This is a genomic window from Micromonospora sp. HB375 (genome assembly GCF_017872985.1).
GTDB classification, from domain to species: domain Bacteria; phylum Actinomycetota; class Actinomycetes; order Mycobacteriales; family Micromonosporaceae; genus Micromonospora; species Micromonospora chalcea.
On sequence record NZ_JAGGJO010000001.1, the window covers coordinates 684,253 to 699,484 of the forward strand.

Sequence of the window (15,232 nt, forward strand, 5' to 3'; positions counted from 1 at the left end):
GCCTCACCGCCGCCGGGCACCACCGACATACGGGAGCAGACGGGCCCATGGGCAGCATCGTCGCCGAAAACCGCAAGAGCCTGATGCTCTTCTCCGGGAGGGGTTTTCCGGAGCTGGCCAAGGAGATCGGTGAGGTGCTCGGCGTCGCGCCGACGCCGGCCGACGCGTACGACTTCGCCAACGGCGAGATCTTCGTCCGGTACAAGGACTCGGTTCGTGGTTCGGACGCCTTCGTGGTGCAGTCCGTGACGCACGGCGTGAACACCTGGGTCATGGAGACCCTGATCATGGTCGACGCGCTGAAGCGCGGTTCGGCCAAGCGGATCACCGTGGTGCTGCCGTTCTACCCGTACGCGCGGCAGGACAAGAAGCACCGCGGCCGGGAGCCGATCTCGGCGCGGCTGATCGCCGACCTGCTCAAGACGGCGGGCGCGAACCGCATCCTGACCGTCGACCTGCACACCGCGCAGATTCAGGGCTTCTTCGACGGCCCGGTGGACCACCTGTTCGCCATGGACGTGCTGGCCGAGTACGTGGAGCACAAGTACGCGGGCCGCCCGATGACGGTGGTGGCGCCGGACTCGGGCCGGGTACGTGTGGCGGAGCGCTGGACCGACCGGCTGGGCGGCTGCCCGCTGGCGTTCATCCACAAGACCCGCGATCCGCTCAAGCCGAACCAGGTCGTGGCGAACCGGGTGGTCGGTGAGGTCGAGGGCCGGGTGTGCCTGATCGTGGACGACATGATCGACACCGGCGGCACGATCACCAAGGCGGCGGACATCCTCAAGGAGCAGGGCGCGGCGGAGATCGTGGTCGCCTCGACCCACGCGCTGCTGTCCGATCCGGCGACGGAGCGGCTGAAGAACAGCCCGATCAGCGAGGTCGTGGTGACGAACACGCTGCCGCTGCCGTCGGAGAAGCAGTTGGACAAGCTGACCGTACTGTCGATCGCCCCGCTGCTGGCGCGGGCGATCCGGGAGGTCTTCGACGACGGTTCGGTGACCACCCTGTTCGGTGGCCTGAGCTGAGGAGTGCCGGTCCGGTCGCCGGTGTTCCGGCGGCCGGGCCGATGCCCTGCGGAACCGGCGGCGCGGTGATATGGGGGACTGCCGGAGAGCCGGGAATTCCCTCGGGTAGACTGGTGCGGTTGCCACGGCGAGGGTGCCCGGCGGGCTGCTGACAAGCACCGCACGGAGGCGCCGTCATCGACGCGGTGCTCCGGGCGGTCGTTCATGACCCTAGCCCCAGCGAGCCCCTCGCCCCAGCACCGCCAGACGACAAGCCGCCGCAGCGAAGCATCAGGAGTTTCCCCGTGTCCGAGGTAAAGATCAGCGCCGAGCCCCGTACCGAGTTCGGCAAGGGTGGTGCCCGTCGTACCCGCCGGGCCGGCAAGGTGCCCGCCGTGCTGTACGGCCACGGCGAGAAGCCCAAGCACATCGCGCTTCCGGCGCGGGAGTTCGCCGCCGCGATCCGTAAGGGCGGCGCGAACCAGCTCTTCGCGATCGAGGTCAGCGACGGCACCCAGGTGCTGGCGCTGCCGAAGGCGATCCAGCGTGACCCGATCAAGGACACCTTCGAGCACGTGGACCTGCTGCTGGTCCGCCGGGGCGAGAAGGTCACCGTCGAGGTCCCGGTCCAGCTGACCGGTGAGGCCGCGAAGGACACGCTGATCGTGCACGACCACGACACGCTGTCGGTGACCGCCGACGCGACCAAGGTGCCGGACCACCTGGAGGCGTCGATCGAGGGCGCCGAGCCGGGCACCACGATCACCGCCGCCGACGTCGAGCTGCCGGCCGGCGTCGAGCTGGCCACCGACGAGGAGACCGCTGTCGCCTCGGTGACCGCCGCTCCGACCGCCGAGCAGCTCGAGGCCACCCTCCCCGAGGTCGAGGAGGCCACCGAGGAGGCCGAGGCCGAGGTCGGCGAGGAGACCGCCGAGGGTGCCGAGGGCGCTCCGGCCGCCGAGGGCGAGGAGGCCCCGGCCGAGGCGAAGACCGAGGCCTGACCGGTCCGCAAGGCTGTGCGACAGGCGTCCCCGGTTCCCGGGGGCGCCTGTCGGCGTATCGGGACGGCTGGTCGGGGAAGCGAGCGGGAAGGGGCGTCGGGTGACGGACGAGGCGGGGCCGTGGCTGGTGGTCGGCCTGGGCAACCCCGGCCGGGAGTACGCGAACAACCGGCACAACGTCGGGTTCATGGTGGCCGACCTGCTGGCGGCCCGGGTGGGCGCGAAGTTCGGGCGGCACAAGCGCGCGATGGCCGAGGCCGCGGAGGGGCGGCTGGGGTTCGGCGGGCCGAAGCTGGTGCTGCTCAAGCCGTTGACGTACATGAACCTCTCCGGCGGCCCGGTGGCCGGGTTGGCGCAGTTCCACAAGATCCCGCCGGCGCACGTGATCGCGGTGCACGACGAGCTGGACATCCCGTACGGGCAGGTGCGGGTGAAGTGCGGCGGCGGCGAGGGCGGCCACAACGGTCTGCGTTCGATGTCGAAGTCGCTCGGCACGAAGGACTACGTGCGGGTGCGGTTCGGCATCGGCCGGCCGCCGGGGCGGCAGGACCCGGCTGACTACGTACTCTCGGATTTCTCCCCGTCGGAGCGCAAGGAGCTGGAGTTCCTGGTGGACCGCGCGGCGGACGTGGTGGAGTCGGTGGTTCTCAAGGGCGTGGAGCCGACGCAGAACCTGTACCACGGGGGCTGAGCAGTGGCCGGGGACCGAAGGGCGGGCGACGGGAGCATCATGGGCAGTCCTCCGATGATCGACGGCGGCTTCGCCCGGTGGCTGGCGTCGCGGGCCGGTCAGGCGCTGACGGCGTTGCGGACGGAGATGGGGTTCGCCGACGCGGGCGCGCTCCGGTCGGCCGGGGACAAGGTCTCGCACGATCTGATCCGCACCGAGCTGGCGAAGTGGCGGCCGGCGGACGCGGTGCTGTCGGAGGAGGACGAGGGTTCGCGGCTGGCCTGGACGGCGGAGGTGACGGACGCGGCGTTGTCGCGCCTGAACGCGGACCGGGTCTGGATCGTCGATCCGCTGGACGGCACCCGGGAGTACGCGGAGGAGGGGCGCTCGGACTGGGCGGTGCACGTGGCGCTCTGGTCGCGTCACGCGTCGACGCCGCACGGTCTGGTGGCGGGCGCGGTGGGCCTGCCGGCCCAGCACCGGGTGCTCGGCACGGACCATCCGCCGGCGTATCCGCCGATGACAGTGGAGGCGGCCGTGGGCGGCGGCCGGCGGGTCATCCGGTTGGCGGCCAGTCGTAGCCGTCCGCCGGTTTTCCTGACCGATCTGGCAGAGGACGTCGGCGCTCATCTGGTCCCGATGGGCTCGGCGGGCGCGAAGATCGCCGCCGTGGTCACCGGTGAGGTCGACGCGTACATCCACGCGGGCGGTCAGTACGAGTGGGATTCGGCCGCTCCGGTCGCTGTGGCGACGGCCACCGGTCTGCATGCTTCCCGGATCGACGGTTCTGCGCTGAAATACAACGGGGCCGACCCGCGTCTACCGGATCTGCTGGTCTGCCGCAAGGATCTCGCGAGTCGGTTGCTTGCAGCGTTGCAGCGGCATTCCGGGTAACCTGAGCGTTCTTCTTCACGAGTCCGACCTGAAAGGTCTGGAATCCGATGTACGGATCCGTGCGAATCGAGTTCGTGTCATGACGTCCCCCGCCGCGTACCAGGTGTCGCACCTCGACGCCCTTGAGGCGGAGAGCATCTTCGTGATGCGCGAGGTGGTCGCCGAGATGGAGCGGCCGGTGCTGCTCTTCTCCGGCGGCAAGGACTCGATCGTGATGCTCCGGTTGGCCCAGAAGGCGTTCGCGCCGGCCAACATCCCCTTCCCGGTGATGCACGTGGACACCGGGCACAACTTCCCCGAGGTGCTCGACTACCGCGACCAGCGGGTGGCCGAGCTGGGCCTGCAGCTGATCGTGGCGAGCGTGCCGGAGGCGCTGAACAAGGGCCTGGTCCGCGAGTCCGCCGACGGCATGCGCAACCGGATCCAGACGCCGGTGCTGCTGGAGGCGGTGGAGAAGCACCGCTTCGACGCGCTGTTCGGCGGCGCCCGGCGCGACGAGGAGAAGGCGCGGGCCAAGGAGCGGGTGTTCAGCTTCCGCGACGAGTTCGGCCAGTGGGACCCGAAGAACCAGCGTCCGGAGCTGTGGGCGCTGTACAACGGCCGGCACCACCCGGGCGAGTCGATCCGGGTGTTCCCGCTGTCGAACTGGACCGAGCTGGACGTGTGGCACTACATCGCGCGGGAGCGGATTCCGCTGCCGTCGATCTACTACGCGCACGAGCGCGAGGTGATCGAGCGCGACGGCATGCTCTACGCGGTGAACGAGTTCTTCCGGGCCCGCGCCGGTGAGCAGCCGTTCAAGGCCCAGGTGCGGTACCGGACCGTGGGTGACGCCTCCTGCACCGCGGCGGTCCGCTCGGACGCCGACACGGTGGAGAAGGTGATCGAGGAGGTGGCCGCCACGCGGATCACCGAGCGCGGCGCGACCCGTGGTGACGACCGGGTCAGCGAGGCCGCCATGGAGGACCGCAAGCGAGAGGGCTACTTCTGATGAGCGTCGAGACCCTGGCGCCGGCCGAGAGCGACACCGCGCGGCCGATGGACCTGCTGCGGTTCGCCACCGCGGGCAGCGTCGACGACGGCAAGTCGACGCTCATCGGCCGTCTGCTCTACGACACCAAGTCGCTGTTCACCGACCAGCTCGCCGCCGTCGAGGCGGTCAGCGCGGCGCGTGGCGACGAGTACACCAACCTGGCGCTGCTCACCGACGGCCTGCGCGCCGAGCGGGAGCAGGGCATCACCATCGACGTGGCGTACCGCTACTTCGCCACGCCGCGGCGCAAGTTCATCATCGCCGACACCCCCGGGCACATCCAGTACACCCGGAACATGGTCACCGGCGCCTCCACCGCCGACCTGGCGCTGATCCTGGTGGACGCGCGTAAGGGCCTGGTGGAGCAGTCCCGCCGGCACGCGTTCCTCTGCTCGCTGCTGCGGGTGCCGCACCTGGTTCTCTGTGTGAACAAGATGGACCTGGTCGACTGGTCGCAGGAGGTCTACGAGCGGATCGCCGACGAGTTCACCGCGTTCGCGGCGAAGCTCGACGTGCCGGACCTGACTGTGGTGCCGGTCTCCGCGCTCAAGGGCGACAACATCGTCACCCGCTCGGAGAACATGCCGTGGTACGAGGGTCCGTCGCTGCTGCACCACCTGGAGCGGGTGCACATCGCCTCCGACCGCAACCTGGTCGACGTGCGGTTCCCGGTGCAGTACGTGATCCGGCCGCAGTCCACCACCGTCACCGACTACCGGGGCTACGCCGGGCAGGTGGCCTCCGGTGTGCTCAAGCCGGGCGACGAGATCATGGTGCTGCCGTCCGGCTTCACCAGCCGGATCGCGGCGGTGGAGACCGCCGACGGCCCGGTGGACGAGGCGTTCCCGCCGATGTCGGTGACGGTCCGGCTGACCGACGAGCTGGACATCTCCCGCGGCGACATGATCTGCCGGCCGAACAACGCCCCGATGGCCGTGCAGGACATCGAGGCGATGGTCTGCTGGATGGACGAGACCCGCCCGTTGCAGGTCGGCGGCAGGTACGCGATCAAGCACACCACCCGCTCGGCGCGGGCGATCGTGCGTGGCCTGCACTACCGGCTGGACATCAACTCGCTGCACCGGGACGAGACGGTGGGCGAGTTGAAGCTCAACGAGATCGGCCGGGTCCGGCTGCGCACCACGGTGCCGCTGCTGGCCGACGAGTACCGCCGCAACCGCACCACCGGCGGCTTCGTGATCATCGACGAGGCCACCAACCGTACGGTCGGCGCCGGCATGATCGTCGAGGCCGGCTGACCCCTGCTTCGTAAGGAAGGGCCCCTTGTTAACAGCGCGCTGTTAACAAGGGGCCCTTCCTCTACCGCAGGCGTTAATAAGGGGCCCTTCCTTACACCCTCAGCCCAGGCGGGTGACGCCGTCGGCCGGGAGGACCGTGAGCGTGCCGGGGGCGGTGAAGCCGCGCTTCGCGTACGCCTCGGTGACGGCGGCGGCCACCGGGTCGGCGGCCTCGGCGTCGACCAGGGCGAGCACGCAGCCGCCGAAGCCGCCGCCGGTCATCCGGGCGCCGTACGCCCCGGCGGACAGCGCCGCCTCGACCGCGGTGTCGATCTCCGGCACGGTGATCTCGAAGTCGTCGCGCATGGAGGCGTGCGAGGCGGTCAGCAGCGGACCGGTGTCGCGGACCCGGCCGGCGCGCAGCAGCGCGACGGTGTCGAGCACCCGCTGGTTCTCGGTGACGACGTGCCGGACCCGGCGGCGGGTCTCGTCGTCGTCGAGGCGGGCCAGCGCGGCGTCGAGGTCGGCCACGTCGACGTCGCGCAGCGCGGTCACCCCGAGCGTCGCGGCGGCCCGCTCGCAGCTGCGGCGCCGGGCCGCGTACTCGCCGTCCGCGTGCCGGTGCGGCGCCCGGCTGTCGATCACCAGCACGGCCAGCCCGGCGGCGTCCAGGTCGAACGGGATCTGCTCGACCTCCTCGGTGCGGCAGTCGAGGAACAGGGCGTGCCCGGCCCGGCCGCGGATCACGGCGGACTGGTCCATGATCCCGGTGGGCGCGCCGACGTAGTCGTTCTCGGCCCGCTGGGCCAGCCGGGGCCACGCCTGCGCGGGCAGGTCGAGGCCGCCGAGGTCGACCAGCGCGGCCAGCACCGCCGACTCGATCGCGGCCGACGAGGAGAGCCCGGAGCCGACCGGCACGTCGGAGGCGACGGCGAGCCGCGCGCCCGGCACGTCGTGGCCGGCGGCGCGCAGCGCCCACACCACCCCGGCCACGTAGGCGGCCCAGCCGTCGACGCCGCCGGGCTCGTCGGCCTCCGCCGTGCCGAACTCGACCGGCTCGTCGTCCAGCTCCGACCAGACCGTCCAGCGTCCGTCGGGGGCGGGCGCGGCGGCGACCACGGTACGCAGCGGCAGCGCGAAGGGCAGCACGAAGCCGTCGTTGTAGTCGGTGTGCTCGCCGATCAGGTTGACCCGTCCGGGTGCCGCCCAGCGGCCGGCCGGCTCGGTGCCGTACCGCTGCCGGAAGCCGGCGGCGGCGCGGTCGGCAACGGTCATGAGGGCTGCCCCGCGACGTGGGCCCGGTAGAACGCCCAGGCGTCGCCGACCATGTCGTGCAGGGTGGGCTTGGCCGGCGTCCAGCCCAGCTCGTCGCGGGCCAGCGCGGAGGACGCGACCAGCTCGGCCGGGTCGCCCTCGCGGCGGGGGGCCACCTCGACCGGCACCGGGTGGCCGGTGACCTCGCGGACCACGTCGACCACCTGCCGGTTGGTGAAGCCGTTGCCGTTGCCCAGGTTGTAGATGCGGTGCCGACCCGGGGTGGCGGCGTCGAGCGCGAGCAGGTGGGCGCGGGCCAGGTCCTCCACGTGGATGTAGTCGCGTACGCAGGTGCCGTCGACAGTGGGGTAGTCGTCGCCGAAGAGCTGGAGCTTCTCCCGCCGCCCGGCGGCCACGTCGAGCGCGATCGGGATGAGGTGCGTCTCCGGGTCGTGCCGTTCGCCGATGGCCAGCCCGTCGCGCAGGTACGCCCCGGCGACGTTGAAGTAGCGCAGCGAGACGGCGGCCAGGTCGTGCGCGATCGCCTCGGAGGTGAGCGCCATGTCGACGGCCAGCTTGGTCGCGCCGTAGGTGCTGGTGGGGGCCTTGACGGCCGTTTCCGGGATGGGTAGTTCGGTGGGGTTGCCGTAGACGGCGGCGGTGGAGGAGAAGACCATCCGGGGCACCCGGGCGGCGCGGACCGCGTCGATGAGCGCGATCGAGCCGACGGTGTTGGTGTGCCAGTACAGCTCGGGCCGGATCATCGACTCGCCGGCGGCGATGAGGGCCGCGAAGTGCAGCACGCCGTCGTACCCGGCGTCGGGGGTGAGCACCCGGGCGGCCTCGTGCACCGGCAGGTCGACGTGGGTCGCCTCGGGGGCGAGGGCTTCCCGGTGACCGGTGCGCAGGTCGTCCAGCACGGTCACCTGGTGGCCGTGGTCGAGCAGCATCCGGGTCACCACGCTGCCGATGTAGCCGGCGCCGCCGGTGACGAGCAGTTTCACGTCGGTCGTCCTCCTGCCTGGGCCGCGTCCCGCGGCCTTCCCGCGATCACCCTACGGCCGGGGGCGGTGTCGCGGCTGTCGAGTTGAGCCCGCCTCCATTCCATCACAATCCTTCATGACTGAACAGATCCGAACATCGGCCCGAGCGTACGGTGGCCGCTGTCTACCATCCTTCTCATGCGGGAGGGTGGTGGTCCCGGGCCCCGGCGGCGTCCGCCGGGGCGGCTCCGACGCGAACCCGGCCCGCTGGCCCGCACCGTGGCCCGCCTCGTGGTGCGGGCCGCCGACGGCGCCACCCGCCTGGTGACCGACCTGCTCGGCGCCAGCCCGGTCGCCGGCCGGGAGCGGATCAGCGAGGCCGAGCTGCGGGACCTGGTCGCGGCGAACACGCTGCTCGACGCCGACGAGCGCCGGATCATCGACGAGGTGCTGCTGGCCGGCGCCCGGCTCGTCCGCGAGGTCATGGTGCCCCGCACCGAGGTGGTCTTCCTCAGCGCGGCGCTGCCGCTGGCCCAGGCGCGGCGACTGGTCCGGGACGACCCGCACACCCGCTACCCGGTGGTCGACGGCACCCACGACGACGTGGTCGGCATGGTGCACCTGCGGGACGTGCTGCTGCGCCCGGAACCCGACCGGCCGCTGGTGGTCGGCGAGCTGACCCGCGAGGTGAAACGCCTGCCGGACAGCAAGCGCGTGCTCGCGGCGCTGACCGAGATGCGCCGGGAGGGCCACCACCTGGCCGTGGTCATCGACGAGTACGGCGGCACCGCCGGCATCGTCACCTGCGAGGACCTGGTCGAGGAACTGGTCGGGGAGATCCGCGACGAGGAGCACGGCCCGCCCGAGCCGGAATCCACCGGGCTGCCCGCCGTCGTGGACGGCCGGCTCAACCTGACCGACTTCGCCGAACGTACCGGGGTGCCGCTGCCCGCCGGCCCGTACGAGACGGTGGGCGGGTTCGTGATGGCCGCGCTGGGCCGGCTGCCGGTGGCCGGGGACGAGGTGCCGGTGGCGCTCGACCCGGAAGGCGGATCGGTCCCCGCCGATCCGGCCGGCTGGCTGCTGCGGGTGCTGGCGCTCGACGGCCGGCGGGTGTCCCGCCTGGCGGTCTCCGCCGCGCGGCTGCCCGAGCCCCGGCGTGAGGTGAACAGTCCGCTTCCGCCCGTACCCGCCCGATCCACCGGCCCGTCATGACGGACGCCGGGGCTTGCTGACAGAATTGCCGCCATGTCCGACGTACCCGCCCGCCCGCGCGTCTTCTCCGGCATCCAGCCGACGGCCGACTCGTTCCACCTCGGCAACTACCTGGGCGCGCTGCGGCACTGGGTGGCGTTGCAGGACAGCCACGACGCCTACTACTGCGTGGTCGACCTGCACGCGATCACCGCCGGGCACGACCCCAAGGTGCTCAAGCACCGCAGCCGGGTGGCCGCCGCGCAGCTGTTCGCGCTCGGCCTCGACCCGGAGCGCAGCACGCTGTTCGTCCAGTCGCAGGTGCCCGAGCACCCGCAGCTGGCCTGGGTGCTCGGCTGCATCACCGGGTTCGGCGAGGCCGGCCGGATGACCCAGTTCAAGGACAAGTCGCAGAAGCAGGGCAGCGAGCGGGCCAGCGTCGGCCTGTTCACGTACCCGATCCTGCAGGCCGCCGACATCCTGCTCTACCAGGCGAACGCGGTGCCGGTGGGCGAGGACCAGCGGCAGCACCTGGAGCTGTCCCGCGACCTGGCGCAGCGGTTCAACTCGCTGTTCGGGCGCACCTTCACGGTGCCCGCGCCGCACATCGTGAAGGACACCGCGAAGATCACCGACCTGCAGGACCCGACGGCGAAGATGTCGAAGTCGTCGTCCTCCCCGGCCGGCATCATCGACCTGCTGGAGGACCCGGCCCGCTCGGCCAAGAAGATCCGCTCGGCGGTCACCGACACCGGCCGCGAGATCGTCTTCGACGCCGAGGGCAAACCGGGCATCAGCAACCTGCTCACCATCTACTCGGCGCTGTCCGGCCGGTCCATCGACGACCTGGTGGCCGCGTACGACGGCAAGGGCTACGGCGACCTCAAGAAGGACCTGGCCGAGGTGGTGCGCGAGTTCGTCACCCCGATCCAGGAACGCACGAACGGCTACCTGAACGACCCGGCCCAACTGGACAAGCTGCTCGCGCGGGGCGCGGAGAAGGCCCGCGTGGTGGCCGACGCGACGCTGCGTGCGGCGTACGAGCGGGCCGGTTTCTTCCCGCCGGTGCGGTTCGAGTAGCGGCCCGGGCGGGACGGGTGACGCAGCCGGAGGCCGGAGGGGTGGCGCGCGACGTGGCGGGCAATGACGCGGCGCCGGGCGGCGCGGACACGATCCAGATCGGGATCGCCGTCGACATCCCCGAGCCGTGGGGCGGGATGCTCACCCGCCGCCGGGTCGAGGCCGGCGACCCGGCGGCCGTCCCCGCGCACGTCACCCTGCTCGGGCCCACCGAGATTCCGGTACGCGCGCTGCCCGCCGTCGAGGAGCACCTGGACCGGGTCGCCGCCGCGCACCTGCCGTTCACGCTGCACCTGCGCGGCACCGGCACGTTCCGCCCGGTCACCCAGGTGGTCTTCGTGGCGGTGGCGGCCGGGATCAGCGAGTGCGAACTGCTGGCCGCCGCCATCAACTCCGCTCCCGAGCTGCGCCGCGAGCTGCGTTTCCCGTACCACCCGCACGTCACAGTGGCACAGGACGTGCCACCCGAGGTGCTCGACAAGGCGTACGAGGATCTGGCCGACTTCTCCGCGCTGTTCCAGGTGGAGGCGTTCACGCTGTTCTCGCACAGCGGGGCTACCCGGTGGCAGCCCCGGCGCGACTTCCGGCTCGGCGGGGCGAGCTGAACATTCGACCGGCCGGGGCTCCTCCGCCACGGGCGGAGATCAGCGAGGATGACGGGGTGAACGTCTTCGGCCGGATCGAGGCGGCGGTCGGGCGCCGCATCGACGCGGCCCGGGGCCGGTCGTCGGTCTTCGACCACGTGTGGCGGGCCGGGACGCTCTACGCCGACCTGCTCGCCGGGCGGCTCGCCGCCGCCATCGCGTACTACGGCTTCTTCGCCGTGTTCGCGCTCGCGCTCGTCGCGTACTGGGTGTTCGGCGCGGTGCTGCGCGACAACGAGGAGGTCAGCCGCGCGGCCGCCCACTTCCTCGAAGAGAACCTGCCCTTTCTCGACCCGGCGCAGATCGCCGAGAGCAGCAACACCGTCGGCGTGGTCGGCCTGGTCATCCTGGTGTTCACCGGCATCGGCTGGGTGGAGGCGATCCGCTCCTCGCAGCGGCTGATGTACGGCTTCAACCAGCAGCCCGGCAACCTGGTGATGCGGCGGCTGGTCGACCTGGGCGTGCTGGTCGCGGTCTTCGTGCTGCTGTTCGTCTCGGTCGCCGCCGTGGACGCGCTGGAGTCGCTGCTGCGTTTCCTGCTGCGCAGCACCGGCTCGGTGGGCCTGACCACGGTCAGCGCGGTGCTGAGCGTGCTCGTCAACGCCGTGCTGGCCGCCGCGCTGCTGCTCGCAGTGCCCCGGCTGCGGATGAGCCGGCGCCGGCTGCGACCGGCGGTGCTCGCCGTCGCGATCGGCATCACCCTGCTCAACACGGTGGGGCGCTACTACGTGGTACGCACCGAGCGGAACCCGGCGTACACGGTGGTCGCCACCGCCGTGGGCCTGCTGCTCTACCTCTACCTGCTCAACCAGTTGGTGCTCTTCGGCGCGGCGCTCGCCGCCACCAGCCCGTACGGCCGGGTGGTGGACCTGGCCGAAGGCGGCGCCCGGGAGGTGGACGTGGAGGCGGACGTGCTCGACGAGGAAACCGAACCGGGAACGCCGGGAGGGGCGGGATGAGCGCGCGGATCCGGATCGACGCGGCGTCGGCGGTGCCGCCGTACGAGCAGGTGCGCGCGCAGTTCGCGGCGCGGATCGGCGACGGGCGGCTGCCGGTGGGGACCCGGCTGCCCGCGGTCCGGCAGCTCGCGGCGGACCTGGGGCTGGCGGTGAACACGGTGGCGCGGGCCTACCGGGAGCTGGAGGCCGCCGGGCTGGTCCAGACGCGCGGCCGGCACGGCACGGTGGTCGCGCCGGGGCGGGACGACGCCGTCGACCGGTTGCAGCAGGCCGCCGCCGGGTACGCCGCCGAGGCGCGCCGCCTGGGCGTCCCGCCGGAGCGGGCGGTCGCCCTGGTCCGCGCGGCGCTGGACGCCGGCACGCGTGGCTGAGCGTGGTCCCCTGAGCGGGGAGAGTCGAGCCGATGCGTTCCCCGGGCGGATCCCGTCCGACGATGATGGGCCGGTGGGCGCACTCGTGACACTCGACCTGCCGGACGACTCGCCGATGCTCGGCCTGCCGTGGATCATCACGTTCGGCCCGCTCGGCGCGGACGACGAGTGGGAGCCGGTGGTCTGCGGCCCGTACGAGCGGGCGCACGCGCTGGCGCTGGCCGAGGCGGTGGTGGCCGAGGAGCAGTTGATGGCGGTGGTGGAGCCGCTGCTGCCCGCGCTCACGCCGGAGGAGATCCGGGGTGAGATCGCCGCCGCGCAGATCGCCGCCGAGGACGAGGCGGCCGAGATCGACCAGGCTGACCTGTACGGCGACTTCGAGGACGTCATCGACGAGGAGCTGGAACGGGCCGCCGAGCGCGAGCCGGAGCCCGAGCCGGCGAAGGCGCCCGACCGGGAGGAGATCCGGGCCGGGTTCGCCCGGATCGCCGCGCTGCTCACCGCCAAGGGCGGCTGAGGACGCTCAGCGCGGCGGCCCGTCGAGCACGCAGAACTCGTTGTCCTCCGGGTCGACGAGCACCACGAAGCCCTCCGCGCCGGTCTGCCCGACGTCGGCGCGCCGGGCGCCGAGCCCGATCAGTCGCTCGACCTCCGCCGTCTGCCCCTCGTCGGCGACCAGGTCCAGGTGGAGCCGGTTCTTGCCGCGCTTCGGGGTGCCGCTGCCCTGCAACCAGACGGTCGGGCCGGGCCGGCCGGGCGGCGGGTAGAGCTTCGCGTTGCCGTCGTCGCCCTGCGAGACGGTGTAGCCGAGGGCGGCGGACCAGAACCGGGCCATCCGGTCCAGGTCGCTGACATCGAGGGTGTACTGCGCCACGCGTGCGGTCATCCCCTGGTGGTACCCCGGGCTGCCGGGATGGACACCGGCCCCCCGGGAGCGGACTCCCGAGGGGCCGGGACCACCTCACCCCCCACCACAAGGGGTCGGCAGCCCAGCCGCCCGTCGGCGCGGAGCACAACGGACGGCCAGGTCGTTGGCGGGTTACCCGGCTCAGCGCCGTTCGAACCACGCAGCCGCGTCCACCGGCAGGACGTGCCCGTCGCCCCGCTCGGTGAGGTCGGCGCTCGCGACGAGCGGGCGGCCGTGGCCGCTCACCGTCACGTCGGCGCCGCTGATGTTGACCACACAGGTCAGCTCGGCGTCCCCGGCGGCGCGGCGGAACGCGAGTACGCCGGGCTCGGTCTCCAGCCAGGTGATGCCGCCGACCCCGGCGAGCGCTGGGTGCTCGTGCCGGATCCGCAGCGCGGTCCGGTACAGCTCCAGCGTCGAGCCGGGCGCACCGGCCTGGGCGGCCACCGACAGCTCCCGCCAGGTCGCCGGCGCCGGCAGCCAGCTCAGCTCGCTGCCGTCGGGCCCGAAGCCGTACGGGGGCAGGTCGCCGCCCCACGGGATCGGCACCCGGCAGCCGTCGCGGCTCTCCCCGGTACGCCGGAACGCCGGGTCCTGGCGCAGCTCGTCGGGGAGGTCCAGCACCTCCGGCAGGCCCAGTTCCTCGCCCTGGTAGACGTACGCGCAGCCGGGCAGCGCGAACATCAGCAGCGCGGCGGCGCGGGCGCGGCGCAGGCCGACCTCGCCGTCGCCGTACCGGGTGACGTGCCGTTGCCGGTCGTGGTTGGACAGCACCCAGGTGGTCGGCGCGCCCACGATCGTGGACTCGGCCAGCGCCGTGTCGATCACCTTGCGGAACGAGTCGGCCGACCAGGTGGCGTCGAGGAAGTCGAAGCTGAACGCCTGGTGCAGCTCGTCCGGGCCGATGTAACGGGCCAGCCGCTGCGGGGTCTCGGCCCACGCCTCGGCGACCGCCATCCGGCCGCCCGGGTAGCTGTCCAGGATCGGCCGCCAGGCGCGGTAGATGTCGTGCACCTCGTCCTGGTCGAAGTACGGCAGCCGGCCCTTGCCCAGCAGCTCGGACTGGCGCCGGCCGGTGGTCATCGAGTTGAAACCGACGTCCGGCAGGCCCTCGGCCTTGATCATTCCGTGGGCCACGTCGATCCGGAAGCCGTCCACGCCCCGGTCCAGCCAGAAGCGCAGGACGTCCTCGAACTCGGCCCGTACCTCGGGGTGACGCCAGTTCAGGTCGGGCTGGGCCGGGTCGAACAGGTGCAGGTACCACTGGCCGTCGACCACGCGCGTCCAGGCCGGGCCGCCGAAGATGCTCTCCCAGTCGTTCGGGGGCAGCTCGCCCTGCTCGCCCTTGCCGTCGGCGAACAGGTAGCGCTCACGCTCCGGCGAACCGGGGCCGGCGGCGAGCGCGGCGGCGAACCACGGGTGCGCGCTGGAGGTGTGGTTGGGCACCATGTCGACGATGATCCGCAAGCCGAGCGCGTGCGCGTCGGTGATCATCTCGTCGAAGTCGGTCAGGTTGCCGAACAGCGGGTCGACGTCGCGGTAGTCGGCCACGTCGTAGCCGGCGTCGACCTGCGGCGAGGTGTAGAACGGCGTCAGCCAGAGCGCGTCCACGCCGAGGTCGCGCAGGTAGGGAAGGCGCTGCCGGATGCCCTGGAGGTCACCGACCCCGTCGGCGTTCGCGTCGGCGAAGCTGCGGACGTACACCTGGTAGACGACCGCGGACCGCCACCAGTCGTCGTCGGCGGTCCGTGGCGTGGGGGTGGTGGCGGAGGTCATCGCTGTCGATTCCCGTTCTGTGGTGGCGCAGGGTGTCAGAGCAGAATGCCGCCACAGGCCTGCAAGAGTCAAGCATTCCTTGCGCAAGAAATGACAGCCATCACCCGCGCCGACCCTGCCCCCGTCTCCCGAATCCCGGGACGCCCACCCACCCCCACTGCCGCCGATCCGGTCGATCATGAGGTTGACGGCAGTCTCTGCCCGCTTTGTCCCCGCCAACT

16 protein-coding genes are annotated in these 15,232 nt (G+C 72.2%); 12 read left to right on the forward strand and 4 right to left on the reverse strand.

Going from position 1 to position 15,232, the window contains the following annotated elements:
* Positions 1-47: 47 nt before the first annotated feature.
* The 6 genes from J3R08_RS03440 to J3R08_RS03465 all read left to right on the forward strand — a co-directional run bounded on the left by J3R08_RS03440 (position 48) and on the right by J3R08_RS03465 (position 5,864).
* On the forward strand, positions 48-1,028 hold the full coding sequence (locus tag J3R08_RS03440) for a ribose-phosphate diphosphokinase (RefSeq protein WP_030501163.1): 981 nt from the start codon (positions 48-50) through the stop codon (positions 1,026-1,028).
* A 284-nt stretch (positions 1,029-1,312) separates the two neighbouring features.
* Positions 1,313-2,008 (forward strand): 50S ribosomal protein L25/general stress protein Ctc, encoded by a 696-nt coding sequence (locus J3R08_RS03445; RefSeq protein ID WP_013283957.1) that lies wholly within the window; start codon positions 1,313-1,315, stop codon positions 2,006-2,008.
* A 100-nt stretch (positions 2,009-2,108) separates the two neighbouring features.
* A complete protein-coding gene (gene pth, locus J3R08_RS03450) occupies positions 2,109-2,699 on the forward strand; it encodes an aminoacyl-tRNA hydrolase (protein ID WP_030501165.1) in 591 nt (196 codons plus the stop codon).
* A gap of 39 nt (positions 2,700-2,738) precedes the next feature.
* A complete protein-coding gene (locus tag J3R08_RS03455) occupies positions 2,739-3,572 on the forward strand; it encodes an inositol monophosphatase family protein (RefSeq protein WP_043326804.1) in 834 nt (277 codons plus the stop codon).
* 79 nt (positions 3,573-3,651) lie between these two features.
* The gene (gene cysD / locus J3R08_RS03460; RefSeq protein ID WP_030501167.1) at positions 3,652-4,563 is read left to right on the forward strand and encodes a sulfate adenylyltransferase subunit CysD; all 912 of its coding nucleotides are present in this window, start codon (positions 3,652-3,654) and stop codon (positions 4,561-4,563) included.
* A complete protein-coding gene (locus tag J3R08_RS03465) occupies positions 4,563-5,864 on the forward strand; it encodes a sulfate adenylyltransferase subunit 1 (protein WP_030501168.1) in 1,302 nt (433 codons plus the stop codon). The genes cysD and J3R08_RS03465 overlap by 1 nt, the downstream gene beginning before the upstream one ends.
* Before the next feature lie 99 nt (positions 5,865-5,963).
* Here the strand turns inward: J3R08_RS03465 and galK are convergent, their stop codons facing one another.
* Positions 5,964-7,118: a galactokinase gene (galK, locus tag J3R08_RS03470; RefSeq protein WP_043326802.1), complete on the reverse strand. Its 1,155-nt coding sequence runs from the start codon at positions 7,116-7,118 to the stop codon at positions 5,964-5,966.
* The gene (galE, locus tag J3R08_RS03475) at positions 7,115-8,101 is read right to left on the reverse strand and encodes a UDP-glucose 4-epimerase GalE (protein WP_043326801.1); all 987 of its coding nucleotides are present in this window, start codon (positions 8,099-8,101) and stop codon (positions 7,115-7,117) included. The genes galK and galE overlap by 4 nt, the downstream gene beginning before the upstream one ends.
* A 177-nt stretch (positions 8,102-8,278) precedes the next feature.
* Here galE and J3R08_RS03480 point away from each other — a divergent pair, with 177 nt between their 5' ends.
* The 6 genes from J3R08_RS03480 (at position 8,279) to J3R08_RS03505 (ending at position 12,845) form a co-directional block, all read left to right on the forward strand.
* A complete protein-coding gene (locus J3R08_RS03480) occupies positions 8,279-9,295 on the forward strand; it encodes a hemolysin family protein (protein ID WP_223201244.1) in 1,017 nt (338 codons plus the stop codon).
* Positions 9,296-9,328: 33 nt separating this feature from the next.
* Positions 9,329-10,354, forward strand: a complete 1,026-nt coding sequence (gene trpS, locus J3R08_RS03485) for a tryptophan--tRNA ligase (protein ID WP_209959966.1) — start codon at positions 9,329-9,331, stop codon at positions 10,352-10,354.
* Positions 10,355-10,371: 17 nt separating this feature from the next.
* On the forward strand, positions 10,372-10,959 hold the full coding sequence (locus J3R08_RS03490) for a 2'-5' RNA ligase family protein (protein ID WP_043326796.1): 588 nt from the start codon (positions 10,372-10,374) through the stop codon (positions 10,957-10,959).
* A 56-nt stretch (positions 10,960-11,015) separates the two neighbouring features.
* Entirely contained in the window at positions 11,016-11,957 is a 942-nt protein-coding gene (locus J3R08_RS03495; protein ID WP_043326794.1) for a YhjD/YihY/BrkB family envelope integrity protein, read from the forward strand.
* Positions 11,954-12,328, forward strand: coding sequence for a GntR family transcriptional regulator (locus J3R08_RS03500; RefSeq protein WP_043326793.1), 375 nt, complete (start codon positions 11,954-11,956; stop codon positions 12,326-12,328). Before J3R08_RS03495 ends, J3R08_RS03500 begins: the two co-directional genes overlap by 4 nt.
* 73 nt (positions 12,329-12,401) lie before the next feature.
* Positions 12,402-12,845 carry a hypothetical protein gene (locus tag J3R08_RS03505; RefSeq protein ID WP_043326791.1) on the forward strand — a complete coding sequence of 148 codons (444 nt, stop codon included), beginning with the start codon at positions 12,402-12,404 and terminating at the stop codon, positions 12,843-12,845.
* A gap of 6 nt (positions 12,846-12,851) precedes the next feature.
* Here the strand turns inward: J3R08_RS03505 and J3R08_RS03510 are convergent, their stop codons facing one another.
* Positions 12,852-13,214, reverse strand: coding sequence for a VOC family protein (locus J3R08_RS03510; protein ID WP_043326789.1), 363 nt, complete (start codon positions 13,212-13,214; stop codon positions 12,852-12,854).
* A gap of 162 nt (positions 13,215-13,376) precedes the next feature.
* On the reverse strand, positions 13,377-15,011 hold the full coding sequence (locus J3R08_RS03515; RefSeq protein ID WP_043326786.1) for a glycoside hydrolase family 13 protein: 1,635 nt from the start codon (positions 15,009-15,011) through the stop codon (positions 13,377-13,379).
* Between the last annotated feature and the right edge of the window lie 221 nt (positions 15,012-15,232).

Bases quoted from the DNA above. Each gene is read 5' to 3' on its own strand.
- galK (WP_043326802.1), bottom strand. From the start codon at position 7,118: ATGACCGTTGCCGACCGCGCCGCCGCCGGCTTCCGGCAGCGGTACGGC.
- J3R08_RS03465 (WP_030501168.1), top strand. From the start codon at position 4,563: ATGAGCGTCGAGACCCTGGCGCCGGCCGAGAGCGACACCGCGCGGCCG.
- J3R08_RS03515 (WP_043326786.1), bottom strand. From the start codon at position 15,011: ATGACCTCCGCCACCACCCCCACGCCACGGACCGCCGACGACGACTGG.
- J3R08_RS03455 (WP_043326804.1), top strand. From the start codon at position 2,739: ATGGGCAGTCCTCCGATGATCGACGGCGGCTTCGCCCGGTGGCTGGCG.
- J3R08_RS03500 (WP_043326793.1), top strand. From the start codon at position 11,954: ATGAGCGCGCGGATCCGGATCGACGCGGCGTCGGCGGTGCCGCCGTAC.
- J3R08_RS03480 (WP_223201244.1), top strand. From the start codon at position 8,279: ATGCGGGAGGGTGGTGGTCCCGGGCCCCGGCGGCGTCCGCCGGGGCGG.
- trpS (WP_209959966.1), top strand. From the start codon at position 9,329: ATGTCCGACGTACCCGCCCGCCCGCGCGTCTTCTCCGGCATCCAGCCG.
- J3R08_RS03510 (WP_043326789.1), bottom strand. From the start codon at position 13,214: ATGACCGCACGCGTGGCGCAGTACACCCTCGATGTCAGCGACCTGGAC.
- cysD (WP_030501167.1), top strand. From the start codon at position 3,652: ATGACGTCCCCCGCCGCGTACCAGGTGTCGCACCTCGACGCCCTTGAG.
- J3R08_RS03440 (WP_030501163.1), top strand. From the start codon at position 48: ATGGGCAGCATCGTCGCCGAAAACCGCAAGAGCCTGATGCTCTTCTCC.